The organism is Luteibacter sp., from assembly GCF_036499525.1.
Lineage (GTDB): Bacteria > Pseudomonadota > Gammaproteobacteria > Xanthomonadales > Rhodanobacteraceae > Luteibacter.
Map to the genome: position 1 here is coordinate 1 of NZ_DASYDO010000047.1, position 19,516 is coordinate 19,516.

Consider the following 19,516-nt stretch of genomic DNA (forward strand, 5'->3'; position numbering starts at 1 on the left):
GTTTTTCGCGAAGAGCAACAGGCCCTGTGGCTCTTCGCGAAAAACTGTCGCGCGCAAGGCGCGCTCCTACAAGAAGGCGGCTATTTGCTAGTCCTGCGGGCCCGGCGCGATCACTTCGCGCTGGCCGTTGATACCCATCGACGACACCAGGCCCGCCGCTTCCATCGCCTCGACCAGCCGCGCCGCACGGTTATACCCGATACGGAACTGGCGCTGCACGAAAGAGATCGATGCGCGGCGCGAGCGCAGCACGAACGCTGCGGCCTCGTCGTAAAGCGCGTCCAGCTCGGCGTCGTTGCCTTCTTCGCCCGGCTCGCCCTCGACCGCTTCGCTCGCGGGACCGGCGAGGATTTCGTCCTTATAGTCGGGTTCGCCGAATTGCTTCAACCACGCGACGATACGGTGCACTTCCTCGTCCGCGACGAAAGCGCCGTGAATGCGTTGCGGATAGCCGGTACCCGGCGGCAGGAACAACATGTCGCCCTGGCCAAGCAGGCTTTCCGCGCCCATCTGGTCGAGGATGGTGCGCGAGTCGATCTTCGACGAGACCTGGAACGCCACGCGCGTCGGGATGTTCGCCTTGATGAGGCCGGTGATGACGTCGACCGAGGGGCGCTGTGTCGCGAGAATCAGATGGATGCCCGCCGCACGTGCTTTCTGCGCAAGCCGCGCGATCAGTTCCTCGATCTTCTTGCCCGCGACCATCATCAGGTCGGCCAGCTCGTCGATCACCACGACGATCATCGGCAGCGTATCGAGGTGCTCGGGCACCTCCGGATGCGCGGGAAAGGGATTGAACAGCGGCTTGCCGGCGGCGCGTGCCTCGCGCACCTTCTGGTTATAGCCGGCAAGGTTGCGCACGCGCAGGTCCGACATCACCTTGTAGCGGTTTTCCATTTCCGCCACGCACCAGTTCAGCGCGTTGGCCGCGAGCTTCATGTCCGTGACCACAGGCGCCAGCAGGTGCGGGATGCCCTCGTAGACAGAGAGCTCCAGCATCTTCGGGTCGATCATGATCATGCGGACGTCTTCAGGCGTGGCCTTGTAGAGCATCGATAGGATCATGGCGTTGACCGCCACCGATTTGCCCGAACCCGTGGTGCCCGCCACCAGCATGTGCGGCGCCTTCGCCAGATCGGCCACCACGGGCTCACCCGTGATGCCCTTGCCCATCGCAAGTGTCAGCTGGGAGTCCGAGTCGCGGTATTCGTTGGAATCGAGGATTTCCGACAGCGCGATCATCTGCCGCTGCTCGTTCGGCAACTCGAGACCCATGCAGGTCTTGCCGGGAATGGTTTCGACAACGCGGATGGAGGTGCGCCCGAGACCTCGCGCGAGGTCCTTCATCAACGCGACGATCTGGTTGCCGCGCACGCCCACGGCGGGCTCGACTTCATAGCGCGTGATGACGGGGCCGGCCGAGGCGCCAACCACCTGCACGGGTACCTTGAACTCGCGCAAGCGCTGCTCGATCAGTTCACCTGTCTCCGCCAATTCGGCTTCGGAGACCGACACGGTGTCGTGCCGCGCCCCGGCCAGCAACGTCAGCGGCGGCAGGCCCACCGCATCCGGGCGGCTCGCGCGCAAGCGGGCGACCGGCGCCAGTGCCGGTGGGGGACGCGGCGGCTCCGCGACCGACTCGTCATTCGCGGCGATGGCGAACCGTGAAACCGGCCGCGGCGGCGCTGGCACGGGAGGGAGATCGGCAGGGATGATCCCTGCAGGCGCCTCAGCCATCGCTTCAGGACCGGTGCCCTCACGTGTCACCGCGAATGCGAGCGGAGCATTGTCTACTTCGGTCCGCTGTTGGGTGGGGTGGACCCGCTGCTCGTTGAGCTGGCTCCGTCCACCGGTGGGAGCCGACCCTGCCGGCGATTCAAGACTCGCCTCGTATTCCATCGGAGCCAAGGACGAAGTGGCACCCCGCGGCGCCAGCCACGGCTCCCGAATTACCGTGTCCTGTGGCACCCGATGACGTGTCGTCACCGGCGTGGCCACCGGCGGCTGCATGGCCGTTACCGGCGGCTTGACGCGAATGGATGTGGCCCGCCCCGACGACGGCGCGGACGGAGAACGCCTGGCATCCATCTTCGGCCGGCGACGAACAGGCGGACGATCCGCACGCCGCACAGCAGAAGCGGCCCGGCGCCCGGTAGCGCGCGATGCCCCACGGGAAAATAGCCTGCGCAACCCCTCGATCGCCAACGCACCGAGTGGTTCGAGCGCGGCATTCGTTCGCCTCAGGAACGACGACCAGGGCACACCGAGGTACCAGGGCAGCGCGATCGCCAGAATGGCGCCGCTGAGCAAGGCAGCCAGGCCGCCACCAGGAAAGCTGGCGAACGTCGCCGCCAATGCATGGCACACGATGCCGCCCGCCGAAAGATCGTCGGTGTAATGCGATACGACGAGTCCTTCCAGCGTCGAGCTGGCCAACAGCACCAGCACGAATCCCGCCCAGAATCGAATGGCGCCGGGCCCCACCGTGGGTGGCCGTCGGCGACGAACCATCGCGGCAACCAGCCGCCAGAGCAAGGGGAGCAACCAGAGAGTGGACAGCCCGAAGGCGCCGAACACGAAGGAGAGCATGCCGAACCGCGAGAACCTAGTCAGCCCGATAGTTTAGCGCGCATTCGTGTGACGCCAACCGGGAAGGGCCGGTAACTCCCTGTCCGCGCTGCGAAGAACGCGATTCAGGCCGGCATCGTCGCCATGTCGATCACGAAGCGGTAGCGCACGTCGTTCTTCACCAGCCGCTTGTACGTCTCGTTGATCGAGGCCATGTCGACCACCTCGATGTCCGACACGATGCCGTGCTCGGCGCAGAAATCCATCATCTCCTGCGTTTCCGCCATGCCACCGATGGCCGAACCGGCGATGGTGCGGCGAGGCAGCATCAGGGCACCGCCGATCATGCCGTCGATCGGGGTCAGCACGCCGACCAGCACCATCGTGCCGTCGAGCCTGAGCAGACTGATGTACGGGTTCAGGTCGTGCGACACCGGCACGGTGTTGAGCAGGAAGTCGAAGCTGGAGGCAGCCGTCTTCATCGCTTCCGCATCGGTGGAAAGGAGCACAGCGTCGGCGCCGAGGCGCTTCGCGTCGTCACCCTTGGAGGCCGACGTGGTGATCATCGTGACGTGCGCGCCCATCGCCTTGGCGAACTTCACGCCCATGTGGCCGAGACCGCCGAGACCGATGACACCCACCTTCTGGCCCGGGCCCACCTTCCAGTGGCGCAGCGGTGAATACGTGGTGATGCCGGCACACAGCAGTGGTGCGGTGGCCTTGAGGTCGAGCTTGTCGGAAATCTTCACCACGAAGCGTTCCTGCGTCACGATGTCGGTGGAGTAGCCGCCGTAGGTCGGGGTGGTCTTGTCCTGCTCCGTACCGTTGTAGGTGAAGCTGGTGTGGGTCAGGCAGTACTGCTCGAGGTCGCGCTTGCAGGACTCGCACACACGGCACGAGTCCACCATGCAGCCCACGCCGGCGTAATCGCCGACCTTGAACTTCTTCACGGCCGAGCCGACCGCCTTCACGCGGCCGACGATCTCATGGCCGGGCACCATGGGAAACGTGCCCGGACCCCAGTCGTCCTGCACCTGGTGCAGGTCGGAGTGGCAGATGCCGCTATAGAGGATCTCGATGTGCACATCGTTCGGGCCGACGTCGCGGCGCGGAACCTTGAAGGGGACAAGGGGCGCCTTGGACTGGGGGGCAGCGAATCCGCGGACTTCGAACATGGGAGGCATCCTCTTCGTAAGGGGGGTGGCGCGATAGCCGCTAACGATAAGGGTTCAACAATCATTAGCGCCAGCGGGGATTACACGATGAATCGTTGAGTTATCCTTGACAATGATGCGCCCAGATAACCTTTCACACCTCGCTGCCTTCGCCGCCGTGGCCCGTCATGCAAGCTTTCGCAAGGCCGGCGCCGAACTGACCCTGACAACTTCGGCGATCAGCTATGCGATCCGCAACCTGGAGGAACGCCTTGGCGTGGTGCTATTCCACCGCACCACGCGCAGCGTCTCCCTCACCGAGGCGGGCCAGCGGCTGCTGGAGCGGCTGGAACCCGCGCTGCTCGACGTAGGCGAGGCGTTGGAGGAAATGAACAATTTCCGTGCCACACCGGCAGGCACCCTGCGGATCAACATGCCCCGCGTGACCGCCCAGCTGCTGCTGCCCCGGCTCCTGCCGCGGTTCCTGGCGCGTTATCCGGACATCCACTTCGAGGCGGTCGACAACGATGGTCTCATCGACATCGTCGCCCTCGGTTTCGATGCCGGCATCCGGTTCCTGGAACAGGTGCCCGAGGACATGATCGCCGTGCCGATGGGCGGCGAGCAGCGGGGCGCGTGCGTCGCGTCCCCCGAATACATCGCAAAGCACGGTGTTCCGGCGCACCCGAACGATCTCTTCCAGCACGACTGCATCCGGTTCCGCTTCCCGAGCGGCCGGCTCTACAAGTGGGAATTCGATCAGGGCACGAAGAAGCTGGAACTGGACGTGCGCGGCCGCGTGACCTTCGGCGACTTGCGTCTGGCACTCGACGCGGCGCTGGCCGGGATCGGCTTCACCCTGGTCCTGGACGAGCAGGTCACCGAGCTGGTGGCGGAAGGGAGACTGGTGAGGGTGCTCGACGACTGGTGCCCGCCGTACCCCGGCTTCATGCTCTATTACCCGCGCCAGCGACGGGTGACCTCGGCCCTGCGGGCTTTCATCGAGTTCATCCGGGAAGAGTCGCCCATCGCCGCGTGAACCGCGGGGCTCCTGCGTGGACGGACAGACGGGTGGCCCCATTGGGCGCTCGGCGGTATCCTACGCCTATGCTGCATCGCACCACAGCGTCGCGCCCACGTCCCCGAGCCTCCCATGACCTTCTCCGCACCCGCGCTTCGCCCGGGCTCGCCGCCCGTCCGCGCCCCTCATGTGGGCCTGGTGATCCTGGCCCTGGCAACCGGTGGCTTCGCCATCGGCACTACCGAATTCGCTTCGATGAGCATGCTGCCCCTGTTCTCGCAGGGCCTCGGCATCGACGCGCCTACCGCCGGGCATGTCATCAGTGCCTATGCTCTGGGCGTGGTGGTCGGTGCGCCAGTCATGACTGTGCTGGGCGCACGCGTTCCGCGTCGCCGCCTGCTCATCATCCTCATGGCGATGTTCACGCTGTTCAACGGGCTCACCGGCCTGTCGCCGAACTATCACTGGATGCTGGTGTTCCGTTTCCTCGCAGGTCTTCCACACGGTGCCTACTTCGGCGTGGCGGCGCTGGTCGCTTCTTCGCTGGTGCCGGCCAACCGGCGCACGCGCGCCGTGGGGCAGATGTTCCTCGGCCTGACTATCGCCACGGTTATCGGTGTTCCTTTGGCGAGCTGGCTTGGACAGGCGGTTGGCTGGCGCTGGGCCTTCGCGCTGGTGGCGCTGCTCGGCATTGCGACCATGTCCGCCGTCGCCGCGTTCGCGCCGGAAATTCGCGCGGATGAAGATGCCAGCCCGTGGCGCGAACTCGGCGCGTTGAAACGCCCGCAGGTGTGGTTCACCCTTGCGATCGGCGCGATCGGCTTCGGCGGGTTGTTCGCCGTATACACCTATCTCGCCGACACGCTCGTCGCGGTCACGCACATGTCGTTGAGCACCGTGCCCTGGGTGATCGGCGTCTTCGGCCTGGGGCTCACCGTCGGCAACATGATCGTGCCGGTATTCGCCGATCGCGCGCTCATGCGCACCGCCGGCGGACTGCTCGTCTGGAGCATCGCGGCGCTCGGGCTGTTCCCGTTCATGGCCGGCAACGTGTGGACATTGGGCTTGAACGTGTTCCTCATCGGCATCGGCGGTGCCCTGGCGACCGTGTTGCAAACGCGGTTGATGGACGTGGCGGGCGATGCGCAAGGCCTGGCCGCGTCGCTCAATCACTCCGCGTTCAATACGGCGAATGCGCTGGGACCGTTCCTGGGCGGGCTCGCCATCGCACACGGCTACGGCTGGACATCGCCCGGCTGGGTGGGAAGCCTGCTTGCCGTGGCGGGGCTGGCTATCTGGTCGGTTTCCGTCGTCGCCGATCGGCGCAACGTCGCGCAAGAGGCTACCGCGATCTGCTAGAAATGCTCGCAACGGCAGCCTGGGCGTCGCTCTGGCTGCCCAGCAGAACGGGGTACCCCATTTTCTGTAAAGTAGCTGTATGAACGAGATCGACAGTACGAACCAGGTGCAGCTTCGTCTTGCCGAGCGCGGCGAGGCGGCGACCCTGTCGGAACTGATGGAGCGGACATTCCGGCACACCTTCGGCGCCTTCAACAGCGACGCCGAGTTGGCGGCGCATTGCGCGGGCAATTACGGCGAAACGATCCAGCGACGCGAGATCGACGATCCCGATGTCACCACCTTCGTGTGCGCGGTCGGCGATGCGCTCGTCGCCTTCGCACAGGTGCGGCAGGGGAAACGTCCTGCCGAGGTCACGGGAACGAAGCCCGTCGAAATCCATCGCATTTATGTCGATGCCTCCTTTCACGGGAAGGGCATCGCGCACGTCCTCATAGAGGCCTGTCTCGAAGAAGCCATCCAGCGGAAAGCGGATGCGGTGTGGCTGGGTGTATGGGAAAACAACCCGAAGGCCACGCGATTTTACGAGAAGTACGGTTTCGAAACGGTCGGCGAGCACGTGTTCCATGTGGGCAACGATGCGCAGCGCGACCTGGTGATGATGCGGGCGTTGTAACTATTTCCCGATGCAGAACGAGCTGAAGATGGCGCCCAGCAGGTCGTCGGACGAATAGGTACCAGTGATCTCGCCCAGGGCGTGCTGCGCATGGCGTAGCTCCTCGGCGGCCAGTTCGCCAGCGTGGCTGTCGTGCAAGGCGTGCGCTGTACGCTCAAGATGATCGCGCACGCTCTCGAGAGCCACGACATGGCGACGACGCGCGCTGAAAGCCCCTTCGCCCGCGCCTGCGGTGGCGAGGTCACGAAGGATCGCGCGTAACTGGTCGAGGCCTTCGCCTGTGCGCGCGGAGAGCCATAGTGTTTCTTGGCCGTCGAGCCTTTCACGATGAGCCTGCGCCTGGACAAGGTCGATCTTGTTGATCACGACCAGGTGCGTCGCGTGCGCCGGCGTACCTTCGAAGAAGGCGACGTCGTCGCTTGCATGAGCTTCGTCCGTAACGACAAGGGCGACATCGCAGCGCTCGAGTTGCGCGCGCGCGCGGCGAATGCCCTCGCGCTCCACAACGTCTTCCGACTCCCGCAGCCCTGCCGTGTCCGCCAGTTCGAGCGTGGCACCGTCGATGGTTACCGATTCGCGCAGCACGTCGCGCGTCGTTCCGGGAACGTCGGTAACGATGGCGCGTTCCTGTCCCGCCAGTGCATTCAGCAGGCTGGATTTGCCGGCGTTGGGCCGGCCGACGATGGCCACCGCGATGCCGTCGTTCAGGCGAACACCGCGGCGCGTTTCGATCAAAAGGGCTTCGAGGTTCGCGCGCAGCGCCCCGAGGTTTTGGCCGATGACGGGATCGGCAAGAAAGTCGATTTCCTCCTCCGGAAAATCGATAGCCGCTTCGATGTGCACGCGAAGCGCGATCAGTTCGGCAAGCAACGCATCGATGCGGGCGGAGAACACACCTTCCATCGAACGCAATGCGGCGCGCGCGCCGGCTTCGGAGGTGGCGGCAACGACATCGGCCACCGCTTCCGCCTGCGCGAGATCGAGCTTGCCATTCAAGAAAGCGCGCTCGGTGAATTCGCCAGGGCGAGCAAGCCGGGCACCCAGCGCGACGACGCGTCGAAGCAGCGCATCCAGCAGCACGACGCTGCCGTGACCTTGCAGTTCCAGCACGTGTTCGCCGGTATACGACGCCGGGCCCGGAAAGTGGATCAGGATGCCCCTGTCGATCAACTCGCCGTCGCCATTGCGAAACGCGGCGAAGTGCGCGTGGCGCGGCGAAGGTTCGCGCCCGAGCATGGTGCGTGCGATCGAAGGAACCAGCGGCCCGGACACGCGAACGGCGCCGACACCAGCCGCGCCGGCGCCGGTGGCGATGGCTGCGATGGTGTCGACGCCGTGGTTCATGCGAAGGTGTTTAGGCCGTCCTGGCCTTGATGTCGGCCTTGTCGACGCTACGGTTGATCCACCACTGCTGGAGCAGGCTGGTGGCGCCGTTCACCGTCCAGTAGAGCACGAGGCCCGCCGGGAAAAAGGCGAAGAAGACACCGAAGATCAGCGGCATCACCTTCATCATCTTGGCCTGGGTCGGATCCATGCCCGCGGTGGGCATCATGCGCTGGGTGAGCAGCGTGACCAGGAAGTAGAGCACCGGCAGCACGTAGAGCGGATCCGGCGCCGATAGATCGTGGATCCAGCCGATAAACGGTGCCTGGCGCAGTTCGATCGACTCGGAGAGCACGCGGAGCAGGCCGATGAAGATGGGGAAGGTGATGAGGATGGGCAGGCAGCCCGCCATCGGGTTCACCTTCTCCTTCTTGTACAGCTCCATCATCGCCTGCTGCATCTTCATGCGATCGTCGCCGTAACGCTCCTTGAGCGCGGCGACGCGCGGCTGCAGCTTGCGCATGCGCGCGCCCGAACGGAACTGCGCGTCGGTGAGCTTGAACAGCGCGGCCTTGATGAGCAGCACGAGCAGGATGATGGCCACGCCCCAGTTGCCGCTGATGGCGTGCAACTGCGACAGCAGCCAGTGCAGCGGCTGGGCGATGATCGTCAACCAGCCGTAGTTGGCGGTGAGCTCCAGGCCCGGCGCGATGGCGTCGAGGGTGCCCTGCAGCTTCGGGCCGATGTAGAGGCGCGCGACGCTGTCGGCGGACTGGCCCGGCGCGACCTGGATGGCCGGTCCGAACGCGCGTACGAGGTAGCGCGGCATCGCGGCGTTCGGATCGACGATGTTGCTGCTGTAGGTCACGTTCTGGTCGGCCGGCGGAATCCAGGCGACGAAGAAGTAGTGCTGCAGCATGCTGATCCAGCCACCGGTGATCGGGTGGTTGAGCGGCTTCTTCGCGAAGTCGAGGAACGACAGCGATTCGAACTTGTTCTCGGGGCTGTACCACGCGGCACCGAAGAAGCTGTGCTGCGCGGGGTCCGTGTAAGCCTTGAACCAGTTCGCCTTCGGCGCGGGCACGCGCTGAAGCTGATGATAGGCGTTACCAGTCCAGGCCACGTTCGAACCGTTCTCGATGCGCTGGTCGAGGTCGACCACGTAAGCGGCACGATTCAGCGTGTAACGCTTCACCACCTTCACGCCGGACGCATCGGTCCAGGTCAGGTCGAGGCTCACCGACTTCTGGCCGTCGGCGAGGGTGGCCTCGCTCTTCTCGGCATGGAAGAGGGCGCGGTGGTCCGGCGCCGCACCGGTGCTGCTGACCAGGCCGTCCTGCGCGGCGAAGAAATGCTCCGGCGTGTCGTCAAGCAGGCGCGCCGGCGGCGGGGCCGGCGTTTTCTTCGTGACCGGCTCGTTCGGGTACGCCAATAGTTCGGAGCGCACGATGCTGCCGCCCCGGGTATCGATCGTCAGGCGCAACAGGTCGTTGGACAACGTGACCAGCTCGCCCTTGGCATCGGCGGGCGTCGCGGCCTCGCTCGGCACGGCGGCGGGCGCGGTGGCACCCGGGATGCTGGCGTCCGCATTAGCCTTACCGGCGGCAGCGTCGGTCTGGGCGGCAGGCGTTGGGGCGACCGGGTGGGGACCGTAGTCCTTCTCCCATTCCGTCCACAACAGGTACGCCACGAACATGAGCGCGAAGAAGAGAAGCGTGCGCGTTTGATTCATTGCTTAGGCCAGATCCGAATGGCGCCACGGCCGGCTGGCCGGGAAAGGCGGGAAGGACGGTGAGTCAACGCGCGATTGTGCCGTCGGCACCCTCAGGCTTCAACGGCCGTATGCGACGGAACAGGCCTTCGAGCTCGGCCAGGAGCACCGCGCCGGGCTCGCCGACCGCCGTGTCGCGGGCCATCACGAGGATATCGACCGGCGGCAGGGCAGGACGGGCGCGACGGAATGCCTCACGTGCCAGGCGCTTGATCCGGTTGCGATCGACGGCGCGTTTCGAGCAGCGCTTGGAAATGGCCAGGCCGAGCCGGGCGGTGCCGGCTTCGTTGTTTCCGAAGCGCAAAAGAAAACAGCGGCCGCCGAGGCGACCGCTGACTGCTCGCAACGCTGCGAAGTCGGCGGCGCGGCGTAGCCGCGCATCACGCGGCAGGGCGGCGGCACGCACGACAGGCGAGCCGCTTACGGGATCAGGCGCTTGCGACCCTTCGCGCGACGGGCGTTGATGATCTTGCGGCCGTCGGCGGTGGCCATGCGGGCGCGGAAGCCATGCGTGCGTGCACGCTTGAGCTTGCTGGGCTGGAAAGTACGCTTCATGGCGCTACATCCGAATGAAGAGGGAAAAAGGCCAGAAAGTATGCGGGACATTCCGTAAGACTGTCAACCGCTTGGGCGAACGAGGACAGCGGACGTCCGGCTATCCAGAGCCCGAGCAGGGGGCGGAACACTGGTAGACTTCCTCGTCCACCCCGCGCGCATGCGCCCCTGCTGTGGCAAGAATACCTGATGAGTGATCTCTGGAGGCGCTGTCTCGAGCGTCTTGAAGGCGAGTTGACGTCCGAGGACGTCCATACCTGGCTGATGCCTTTGCAGGCCAGGGAGGACGGCCACGGTCTGTTCCTCTACGCGCCCAACCCCTATTCGCTGGACACGGTGCGCGAGCAGTACCTGGACAAGATCCAGTCGATCGTGGAACACCTGAGCGGCCGTACCCTGCCCGTTCGCCTGGAAGTCGGTTCGTCGGGTGGCCGGCCAGCCCCGGCGCGGCCGGCCTCGGCCATGGCGTCCGCACCGGCGCATGCCGCGCCCCGCATGGCGGAACCCGCGCACGAGCCGGCGCACGTGCATAACCTGGACCCCCATTACACGTTCGAAACCTTCGTCGAAGGCAAATCGAACCAGCTCGGCAAGGCTGCGGCCATGCAGGTAGCGATGAACCCGGGTCGCGCCTATAACCCCCTGCTGCTTTATGGCGGCACGGGCCTGGGCAAGACCCACTTGATGCATGCCGCCGGCAACATGCTCATGCAGAACAACCCGGGCGCGAAGGTGCTTTACCTGCGTTCGGAACAGTTCGTCAGTGGCATGGTGAAAGCGCTGCAGCAGAAGAACATGGACGACTTCAAGCGCCGCTTCCGCTCGGTGGATGCGTTGCTGATCGACGACATCCAGTTTTTCGCCGGCAAGGACACGACGCAGGAAGAGTTCTTCCATACCTTCAACGCGCTGTTCGAGGCGAAGCAGCAGATCATCCTCACCTGCGACCGCTATCCGAAGGAACTGGACAAGCTCGAGCCGCGCCTGAAGTCGCGCCTGGGCTGGGGTCTTTCGGTGGCGATCGAGCCGCCGGATTTCGAAACACGTGCGGCCATCCTGCTGTCCAAGGCCGCGGAGAAGGGCATGGAAGTGTCCGAAGACGTGGCGATGCTGCTGGCAAAGCGCATTCGCTCCAACGTGCGTGACCTCGAAGGCGCGCTCAACACGCTTGCCGCCCGCGCCAACTTCTACCGCAAACCGATCACCACGGACTTCGCCGAGGAAACCCTGCGCGACCTGCTCAACACGCATGCGCAGGCCGTCACGGTGCCGAACATCCAGAAGACGGTGGCCGACTACTACCAGGTGCGCCTGTCCGACCTGCTCTCCAAGCGCCGTGTGCGCTCGCTGGCGCGTCCCCGGCAGGTGGCCATGGCGCTATCCAAGGAACTCACCGAGCACAGCCTGCCGGAGATTGGAGAGGCATTTGGCGGCCGTGACCATACGACGGTGCTGCATGCCTGCCGCACGATCCGCGGTTTCTGCGAGAAAGACGTACGCATGCGCCAGGACTGGGAGCAGCTCATACGTATATTGACGGGCTGAGAACCTGTGGATAATAGGTGGATAGATGGAGGACGGTTTCGTCGCCGGAAGTTATCCACAAGGCACCCACACGAACCCGTGTCTTCAAGCTAGTCGATATCTCGAAACAAGCCCTTGAAACTAAGTAGTTTTTTCGGCTTTTCAAGATATCCACCGGCCCAACAACTACCACTAATAAAATCTTAAAAACTAAAAGCAGGAGTAGGGGACGCATGCAATTCAGCATCCAGAGGGAAGTTCTGCTCAAACCCCTGCAGCAGGTGGTGGGCGTCGTGGAACGCCGCCAGACGCTGCCCGTGCTGGCCAACCTTCTGGTTCGGGCCTCCGGTAGCGAGGTGTCCTTCACCGGCACCGACCTCGAAGTCGAGATGATCGCCACCACTGCCGCTGACGGCGTGCAGGAAGGCGAAATCACGATTCCCGCCCGCAAGCTGTTCGACATCGTTCGTGCGCTGCCCGACGGCGCGAAGATCGACGTCAAGTTGAACGGGGAACGGATCGCGCTGAACGCCGGCCGCAGCCGCTTTACCCTGGCGACGCTGCCGTCCAGCGAGTTCCCCATCATCGACGAGATCGAACTGGTCGAAAGGGTGACCCTGCCCGAGGAAGTGCTGCGCGATCTGATGGATCGCACGGCCTTCGCCATGGCGAACCAGGACGTTCGCTATTACTTGAACGGCATGCTGCTGGATCTTCAGGAACACACCCTGCGCTGCGTGGCCACTGACGGCCACCGCCTGGCGCTCAAGGAGACGAAGCTGGAAAGCTCCGTGTCCACACGCCGCCAGATCATCATTCCGCGCAAGGGCGTGAACGAGCTGATCGGGCTGTTCGAATCCGGCGAAGGCTCCGTCGAGCTGGAGTTCGGCCGGAACCATCTGCGCGTGCGCAGGGGTGGCGTGGTGTTCACGTCGAAGCTGATCGATGGCCGGTTCCCGGACTATGAGGCGGTGATCCCACTCGGCGCCGACAAGAGCGCGACCATCGAGCGCGACGTGCTGCGTAGCGCACTGCAACGCGCGGCGATCCTCTCCAACGAGAAATACCGCGGCGTGAAGCTGGAACTGAGCCCTGGCCGCATCAAGATCGTGGCGCACAACCCGGAACAGGAAGAAGCCCAGGAAGAGGTGGAAGCCGAGACCGTGGTCGACGATCTGGCCGTGGGTTTCAACGTCGGGTATCTGTTGGATGCCCTGGGTGCGTTGCGTGGCGAAAAGGTTCGCATCAATCTTCGCGACGCGCAGTCGAGCTGCCTCCTGCAGGAAGAGGGCAACGAAGAAGCCCGCCACGTGGTGATGCCGCTTCGTCTCTGACGGCCAAGGCGTTAAAGTGCGGCCCACGACGCCGGGATGTCTTCGACACCCCGGCGTTTCCCGTTCTGGAATGAATAGATGAAGTTCGAGCAGCTACGGATCGCCGGATTGCGTTGCCTGGACGGGGTGTCGGTGACGCCGTCGGCCGGGATCAATGTGTTCGTGGGTCCGAACGGCGCGGGGAAGACCAGTGTCCTCGAAGCGGCCTATCTGCTTTCGCACGGTCGTTCCTTTCGCGCAGGCTCGCGGGATGTACTGCTGAAGCGTGGCGGCAGTTCGCTGTCGGTCTTCGCCGAGGTCAGGCATGCCGATGGCAGCCTTCGCCGCCTGGGCCTGGGCAGGGAAGGCGGTCGGTGGCTGGCCCGGGTGGGTGGCGATACGGCGGCGTCGCTGGGCGCCCTGGTGCAGGAATGCGCCGTCGTCTGCTTCGAGCCCGGCTCCCACGATCTCATTGCAGGGCCTTCCGACGAGCGTCGTCGCTATTTGGACTGGGGCATGTTCCACGTGGAACATGCTTTCGTGGGGCAGTGGCGGCGGTACCAACGGGCGCTGAAGCAGCGAAACGCACTCCTCCGAACGGGGGGCGGCCTGGACCCGGCCCAGCTGGAGCCTTGGGAGTCGGAACTCGCCAGCACGGGCGAGAGCATCACGGCATTTCGGCGGCGTTACCTGGAGGGCGTGCTTCCCCATATTCAGGCATTCATGGCCAATGTCCTCCCGGAATTAGGCAGCTTTGCGGTCAGGTACCGCCCAGGGTGGGATGAGACGGCCGATCTGGCCACGACGCTCGCCGACCGCAGGCAACGAGACCTCGGGCGAGGTCATACGACCGTTGGCCCCCACCGGGCGGATTTCTCGGTGGCTTTCGAGCACGCCCCGCTTCGGGAACATTTGTCCCGCGGCCAGGAAAAGCTCTGCGCTCTCGCGTGCCTTCTTGGCCAGGCATCCTTGCACGCCGAGATCCTCGGAGAATGGCCTGTGGTCTGCCTCGACGACCTTGCATCCGAGCTTGATCGTACCCATCAAGAGTGGGTTGTCGCACAGCTTCTGGGCCGCGACGTCCAGGTCTTCGTGACGGGTACCGAGATCCCGTCCGCCCTTACCGAGCAGCCGGTCGCTATGTTCCACGTGGAACAGGGTTCCGTCACGGCTTTGCTATAATTGATTGACTGTCCCGAGGCCTTTCCGCGCCGCCTCGGGGCCGCTTTCTGGCGCCATCACCGGGCATCGCATGAACGAACCTCTCGATCCGACGAACTCGAACGCTTACGATTCTGGCAGCATCAAGGTCCTGAAGGGACTCGATGCCGTCCGCAAGCGCCCCGGCATGTACATCGGCGACACCGACGACGGCACGGGCCTGCACCACATGGTGTTCGAGGTGGTGGATAACGCCATCGACGAGGCCTTGGCCGGCTACTGCGACTATGTCCTGGTCACCATCCATCAGGACGGTTCGGTCAGCGTGGACGACAACGGTCGTGGCATTCCCGTGAGCATCCACCCGGAAGAGGGTAAGTCGACCGCCGAAGTGGTCATGACTGTTCTCCACGCCGGCGGCAAGTTCGACGCCAACTCATACAAAGTGTCCGGCGGCCTCCATGGCGTGGGCGTGTCCGTCGTGAACGCGCTCAGCGCGAAGCTGTGGTTGACGATCTGGCGCGACGGCAAGGAATACCGTCAGGAATACGCCCACGGCGAAGCCTTGGCCCCTATCGCCGCCGTCGCCGATGCGAACCGTCGCGGCACCATGGTCCGCTTCCTGCCCAGCCCGGCTACGTTCACCAGCAATATCGAATTCCACTACGACATCCTGGCGAAGCGCCTGCGCGAACTGGCTTTCCTCAATTCGGGCGTCACCATCGAGCTGGTAGACGAGCGTAACGACCGCAAGGACATCTTCGCGTACGAGGGCGGCATCAAGTCCTTCGTGCAGCACCTGGCCCAGCTGAAAACCGCGTTGCATCCCAACGTCATCAGTTTCAGCTCGTCCTCCGAAGGCATCACCGTGGAAGTGGCGATGCAGTGGACGGACGCGTACCAGGAAACGATGTTCTGCTTCACCAACAACATCCCGCAGCGTGACGGCGGCACCCACCTCACGGGCTTCCGTGCGGCGCTCACCCGCACCCTGCAGAGCTACATCGAGAAGGAAGGCCTGGCCAGGAACGCCAAAGTCGGCCTGTCCGGCGACGACATGCGCGAAGGTCTGATCGCCGTCCTCTCGGTGAAGGTGCCGGACCCGAAGTTCTCGTCGCAGACCAAGGACAAGCTGGTTTCCAGCGAGGTGAAGACCGCGGTGGAGCAGGTCGTCAACGACAAGCTCTCCGAATTCCTCCTGGAGCACCCGGCAGAGAGCAAGGCCATCGCCTCGAAGGCCGTGGACGCCGCGCGCGCGCGCGAAGCGGCCCGCAAGGCCCGCGAGATGACCCGCCGCAAGGGCGCGTTGGATATCGCCGGTTTGCCGGGCAAGCTCGCCGACTGCCAGGAGAAGGATCCCGCGCTGTCCGAACTGTTCCTGGTGGAGGGCGACTCCGCAGGCGGTTCCGCGAAGCAAGGGCGTAATCGCCGCACGCAGGCCGTCCTGCCGTTGAAGGGCAAGATCCTCAACGTGGAGAAGGCCCGCTTCGACAAGATGATTGCCTCCGCCGAAGTCGGTACGCTGATTACGGCGCTGGGCACGGGCATCGGCAAGGATGAGTACAACCCGGACAAGCTGCGCTACCACCGCATCATCATCATGACCGACGCGGACGTGGACGGCTCGCATATCCGTACGCTGCTACTCACCTTCTTCTACCGCCAGATGCCGGAGCTCATCGAGCGCGGCCACGTCTACATCGGCCTGCCGCCGCTGTACAAGGTGAAGCAGGGCAAGCAGGAGATGTACATCAAGGACGACAACGTCCTGAACGAGTACCTGATCGCCAGCGCCGTAGATAATGCGTCGCTGACGCCGGAAGAGGGCGCGCCCGCCATCGACGGGGTGGCGCTCGAGAAGCTGCTTCATGACTACCAGGTGGCGCTGGACCAGATCCAGCGGCTGAGCCACCGCTTCGACGTGGCGGCGCTCACCGCCATGATCGAACACACACCGCTGGAAGACGGACATTGGACCGACGCCACACGCATGCAGGCCTGGCTCGACGGCATCGCCTTGCGCCTCAGTGCCAGCGGCCTCGGCAAGCCGACCTACGCGCTGCGCTTCCGCCCGGCGCTCAATGAGCAGGGCGCGGCCATCGAGGTCGAACGCATGCAGCACGGCCTGAGCCATACATGGATCATGCCGCAGGTGTTCTTCGGTGGCACCGAGTTCCGGGCCATCCAGTCCATCGCCCAGCAGCTCTCGCAGCTGGGACTGCAACCGGGCGCCGTGGTTCGTCGCGGCAACGGTTCGCGTGGCGTGCTCTCGTTCGCCGACGTGCGCAGCTGGCTGCTCGACGAAGCGAAGAAGGGCCGCACCATCCAGCGCTTCAAGGGCCTTGGTGAAATGAATCCCGAGCAGCTGTGGGAAACCACGGTGAATCCGGAAACCCGGCGCATGCTGCAGGTGGGCATCGAGGACGCCGTGGCGGCGGACCAGATGTTCTCGATGCTGATGGGCGAGGCGGTGGAACCGCGTCGCGAGTTCATCGAATCCAACGCACTGAAGGTCGCGAACCTGGACATCTGATTCGCAAAAAAAAGCATACGCGACATACCAAACGCCCGTTCGAATCACGATCGGGCGTTTTTTTTGAACTCCATCACAGATCCCCGCGACTGGGACAAAAAAGGCTATTTCAAGGCAACCTTTTACCCATAAATAGGTAAGCGCCAACATTCTTCTAACAAGTCATTGTTTTGACTCTCCTTTTTTCTTGCACTGCGACTTGTTCTTAGGAATCGAATCAGGTTAACCTCTGTAGTCCCCCGGAGAGCCGCCTTGTGCGCTGACTCCTACACACCGAGGTCATTCAATGAAACAGGGTTCCCTCAGCAAGTTGGCACTCGCTACGGCGATCGCGCTTTCCCTCGTAAGCGGTGCGGTGGTCGCGCGCGACACCAAGCCCCAGGAAAAGAAAGAAGCGCTGTATCCGAACGCCACGCGTACGGAACCCAAGCTCGACCTCAAGAGTGAGAAAGACCAGAAGGCCATCAACGAAGGTCTCGACGCCGCGAACAACGGCGATAAGGACAAGGCGCTGCAGATCCTGCAGCCCATCGCCGATGGGTCGGGCACCAGCAGCAAGTACGCCCAGGCGCTGGCCCTGCAGGGCATCGCCAACATGAAGTACAACGATGGCGATATCAAAGGCGCCATCACCACGCTGAAGCAGGCGCTCGACATCGGCGTGATGCCGAACGACACCTACTTCCAGCTGAAGTACATGTACACGCAGTTCCTCGTGGCCGACGAGCAGTACGCGCCGGCGCTGCAGTCGCTCCAGGAATGGCGCAGCGAAGGTAAAAAGGAAACCGCGGATTCCTACGGCCTCGAAGGTAATATCGATTACCGTCTCGAGAAGTATCCGGAAGCGATCGCCGCGATCACCAAGGCCAAGTCCATGCCGGACGCGAAGCCGCAGGGTTCGTGGGACCAGATCCTCGCCGCCAGCTACGCCGAGACCGGCCAGGGCGACAAGGCCGCCGAACTCGCGTCGGCGGAGCTCGCGAAGAACCCGAACGATCCCACCGCGCTGAACAACGCCGCCTCGGCGCTGATCCAGGCGCAGAAGTACCAGGAAGCCATCGGCCTGATGGAGAAGGGTCGCGCCGCCGGAGCGTTCAAGGACGAGAAGCAGTACGTGAACCTCGCGAAGGTCTACCTGATCGATGGCCAGGAACATGGCGATCGTCAGGAAGGCAATGCCTCGAAGGCAGCGGCGGTGCTTGAAGACGGTCTGGCGAAGGGCGTGGTGAAGCCCAGCGCCGAGGTCTACAAGCTCCAGGGCGACGCCGCCATCACCGGCGGCAACGAAGCCGCCGCGCTGGCTGCGTACCAGAAGGCCGCACCGCTCGCGAAGGACGGAGAGATCACGCTGAGCATCGCTCGTCTCCAGCTCAGCAAGAACCAGTACGGCGCCGCTGAAAAGTCGGCGACGGATGCCATCAGCAAGGGTGTGCAGCATAAGGGCCAGGCCTACATGCTGCGTGCGGAAGCCAAGCGTGGTCAGAAGAACAAGCAGGGTGCTATCGCGGACATGAAGCTCGCGGCGCAGGACCCTGAAACGTCTGCCAAGGCCAACGCCTGGTTGAAAACCGCAGGTACCGGCAAGTAAGCGCTTGTAAAGACCCGGAAGGGGGGTCTATGGAAAGCCATAAATCCTCCCTTCAGGTGCTATACAAACGCCATATGCTGGTGTAACTTGCTTACCTTTCCGCTTGCAGAAACCAGCGTTTTCGGCAATGTCAAGCCGTTGAACGCCGGAAGAGCAGTGCGGGCTCACTTCCGCTTGATTAGCTCTTGATAGTGACTGATGGCCTCAAGTAACGAATCAACCGGCCAAGCGCCGTTCAGTTGGGGGCGCACCAGTGCGTTGGCAGTTGCCATCGCGCTGCACTCGTTCGCCTTCCTGCTGCTGGTCGCGCCTATGGCGCCGCCCAAGACGCAGGAAAAGCAGAAAGAGAAGGTCGTGCAGGTCGATTTCATCGAACCGCCGCCGCCGCCCCCGCCTCCTCCGCCGCCGCCGCCGGAACCCCCAAAGCAGCCGCCGCCGAAAATCATTCAGCAGGTGAAGCCGCCACCGACACCGCCGCCGCCGGCTCCGCCGCCGCCTGCTGTGGAAGAGGCGAGCACGAATGCCGTTCCGGCACCGCCGCCGGCGCCTCCCGCGCCGCCAGCACCGCCGGCCGACATCGCGCCCAGCGAGAATCTGTCGTACCGTCAGCGCAACCCGCCAAGGTATCCGCCGCAGGCGATTCGTCAGCGGCATGAAGGTACGGTGGTACTTCTGGTCCTCGTAGGTGTCGACGGTTCGCCGAAGGACATCAAGGTCGACCAGTCGAGCGGTTTCCGCGAATTGGACAAAGCTGCGGAGGATGCCGCAAGGAACTGGCGATTCAACCCGGGCAAGCGAGGCGGTCAGGCCGTCGAAGGCTATGCACGTGTCCCCGTTACGTTCAACCTAAATCAGCTGTAAGTTAGTCCTCACACTTACTTACATCTCTGTTCACGCTTGACTTCCCAAGGGTAGCGTTATGTTGCAAGACACCTCCGCTCAGCCTGCTAATCCAGGTCAAAACTCCAATGCCGACGCCCTCAAGCAGATGGGCTTCGACCACCTGATCCACAACTTCGACTTCCTCGGT

14 protein-coding genes and 1 pseudogene are annotated in these 19,516 nt (G+C 64.0%); 9 read left to right on the forward strand and 6 right to left on the reverse strand.

Features of this window, described 5'->3' with window-relative positions; translation table 11 throughout:
• Window positions 1-87: 87 nt before the first annotated feature.
• Window positions 88-2,568, reverse strand: a pseudogene (locus VGM71_RS09225) (DNA translocase FtsK 4TM domain-containing protein); the annotation flags it as partial.
• 125 nt (window positions 2,569-2,693) lie between these two features.
• Window positions 2,694-3,743, reverse strand: coding sequence for an NAD(P)-dependent alcohol dehydrogenase (locus VGM71_RS09230; RefSeq protein WP_331544302.1), 1,050 nt, complete (start codon window positions 3,741-3,743; stop codon window positions 2,694-2,696).
• Between the two features lie 115 nt (window positions 3,744-3,858).
• Between VGM71_RS09230 and VGM71_RS09235 the strand changes: the two genes are divergently transcribed.
• The 3 genes from VGM71_RS09235 to VGM71_RS09245 all read left to right on the forward strand — a co-directional run bounded on the left by VGM71_RS09235 (window position 3,859) and on the right by VGM71_RS09245 (window position 6,718).
• A complete protein-coding gene (locus tag VGM71_RS09235; protein ID WP_331544304.1) occupies window positions 3,859-4,761 on the forward strand; it encodes a LysR family transcriptional regulator in 903 nt (300 codons plus the stop codon).
• A gap of 114 nt (window positions 4,762-4,875) precedes the next feature.
• The gene (locus tag VGM71_RS09240) at window positions 4,876-6,102 is read left to right on the forward strand and encodes an MFS transporter (protein WP_331544306.1); all 1,227 of its coding nucleotides are present in this window, start codon (window positions 4,876-4,878) and stop codon (window positions 6,100-6,102) included.
• Window positions 6,103-6,181: 79 nt separating this feature from the next.
• On the forward strand, window positions 6,182-6,718 hold the full coding sequence (locus tag VGM71_RS09245; RefSeq protein WP_331544308.1) for a GNAT family N-acetyltransferase: 537 nt from the start codon (window positions 6,182-6,184) through the stop codon (window positions 6,716-6,718).
• On the opposite strand, the gene mnmE is transcribed toward VGM71_RS09245, so the two are convergent.
• From mnmE to rpmH, 4 genes are all read right to left on the reverse strand, one after another.
• Complete coding sequence (gene mnmE, locus VGM71_RS09250) at window positions 6,719-8,062, reverse strand: tRNA uridine-5-carboxymethylaminomethyl(34) synthesis GTPase MnmE (protein WP_331544310.1); 1,344 nt, start codon at window positions 8,060-8,062, stop codon at window positions 6,719-6,721.
• A gap of 10 nt (window positions 8,063-8,072) precedes the next feature.
• Window positions 8,073-9,773 (reverse strand): membrane protein insertase YidC, encoded by a 1,701-nt coding sequence (gene yidC / locus VGM71_RS09255; RefSeq protein WP_331544312.1) that lies wholly within the window; start codon window positions 9,771-9,773, stop codon window positions 8,073-8,075.
• Window positions 9,774-9,837: 64 nt separating this feature from the next.
• Window positions 9,838-10,218 carry a ribonuclease P protein component gene (rnpA, locus tag VGM71_RS09260; RefSeq protein WP_331544314.1) on the reverse strand — a complete coding sequence of 127 codons (381 nt, stop codon included), beginning with the start codon at window positions 10,216-10,218 and terminating at the stop codon, window positions 9,838-9,840.
• Between the two features lie 14 nt (window positions 10,219-10,232).
• Window positions 10,233-10,367, reverse strand: a complete 135-nt coding sequence (rpmH, locus tag VGM71_RS09265) for a 50S ribosomal protein L34 (protein ID WP_007082494.1) — start codon at window positions 10,365-10,367, stop codon at window positions 10,233-10,235.
• 189 nt (window positions 10,368-10,556) lie between these two features.
• Between rpmH and dnaA the strand changes: the two genes are divergently transcribed.
• The 6 genes from dnaA (at window position 10,557) to VGM71_RS09295 (ending at window position 19,347) form a co-directional block, all read left to right on the forward strand.
• On the forward strand, window positions 10,557-11,912 hold the full coding sequence (dnaA, locus tag VGM71_RS09270) for a chromosomal replication initiator protein DnaA (protein WP_331544331.1): 1,356 nt from the start codon (window positions 10,557-10,559) through the stop codon (window positions 11,910-11,912).
• 212 nt (window positions 11,913-12,124) lie between these two features.
• Window positions 12,125-13,225, forward strand: a complete 1,101-nt coding sequence (gene dnaN, locus VGM71_RS09275) for a DNA polymerase III subunit beta (RefSeq protein WP_331544334.1) — start codon at window positions 12,125-12,127, stop codon at window positions 13,223-13,225.
• Between the two features lie 78 nt (window positions 13,226-13,303).
• Window positions 13,304-14,386 carry a DNA replication/repair protein RecF gene (gene recF, locus VGM71_RS09280; protein ID WP_331544336.1) on the forward strand — a complete coding sequence of 361 codons (1,083 nt, stop codon included), beginning with the start codon at window positions 13,304-13,306 and terminating at the stop codon, window positions 14,384-14,386.
• A gap of 70 nt (window positions 14,387-14,456) precedes the next feature.
• Entirely contained in the window at window positions 14,457-16,898 is a 2,442-nt protein-coding gene (gene gyrB / locus VGM71_RS09285; protein WP_331544338.1) for a DNA topoisomerase (ATP-hydrolyzing) subunit B, read from the forward strand.
• A gap of 286 nt (window positions 16,899-17,184) precedes the next feature.
• Window positions 17,185-18,486, forward strand: a complete 1,302-nt coding sequence (locus tag VGM71_RS09290) for a tetratricopeptide repeat protein (RefSeq protein WP_331544340.1) — start codon at window positions 17,185-17,187, stop codon at window positions 18,484-18,486.
• Between the two features lie 258 nt (window positions 18,487-18,744).
• Window positions 18,745-19,347 carry an energy transducer TonB gene (locus tag VGM71_RS09295; RefSeq protein ID WP_414675112.1) on the forward strand — a complete coding sequence of 201 codons (603 nt, stop codon included), beginning with the start codon at window positions 18,745-18,747 and terminating at the stop codon, window positions 19,345-19,347.
• The last annotated feature ends 169 nt before the right edge of the window (window positions 19,348-19,516 follow it).

Coding starts and splice junctions, on each gene's coding strand:
- VGM71_RS09235 (WP_331544304.1), top strand. CDS start 3,859: ATGCGCCCAGATAACCTTTCACACCTCGCTGCCTTCGCCGCCGTGGCC.
- dnaA (WP_331544331.1), top strand. CDS start 10,557: ATGAGTGATCTCTGGAGGCGCTGTCTCGAGCGTCTTGAAGGCGAGTTG.
- VGM71_RS09290 (WP_331544340.1), top strand. CDS start 17,185: ATGAAACAGGGTTCCCTCAGCAAGTTGGCACTCGCTACGGCGATCGCG.
- rpmH (WP_007082494.1), bottom strand. CDS start 10,367: ATGAAGCGTACTTTCCAGCCCAGCAAGCTCAAGCGTGCACGCACGCAT.
- VGM71_RS09245 (WP_331544308.1), top strand. CDS start 6,182: ATGAACGAGATCGACAGTACGAACCAGGTGCAGCTTCGTCTTGCCGAG.
- dnaN (WP_331544334.1), top strand. CDS start 12,125: ATGCAATTCAGCATCCAGAGGGAAGTTCTGCTCAAACCCCTGCAGCAG.
- mnmE (WP_331544310.1), bottom strand. CDS start 8,062: ATGAACCACGGCGTCGACACCATCGCAGCCATCGCCACCGGCGCCGGC.
- VGM71_RS09240 (WP_331544306.1), top strand. CDS start 4,876: ATGACCTTCTCCGCACCCGCGCTTCGCCCGGGCTCGCCGCCCGTCCGC.
- recF (WP_331544336.1), top strand. CDS start 13,304: ATGAAGTTCGAGCAGCTACGGATCGCCGGATTGCGTTGCCTGGACGGG.
- yidC (WP_331544312.1), bottom strand. CDS start 9,773: ATGAATCAAACGCGCACGCTTCTCTTCTTCGCGCTCATGTTCGTGGCG.
- gyrB (WP_331544338.1), top strand. CDS start 14,457: ATGAACGAACCTCTCGATCCGACGAACTCGAACGCTTACGATTCTGGC.
- VGM71_RS09230 (WP_331544302.1), bottom strand. CDS start 3,743: ATGTTCGAAGTCCGCGGATTCGCTGCCCCCCAGTCCAAGGCGCCCCTT.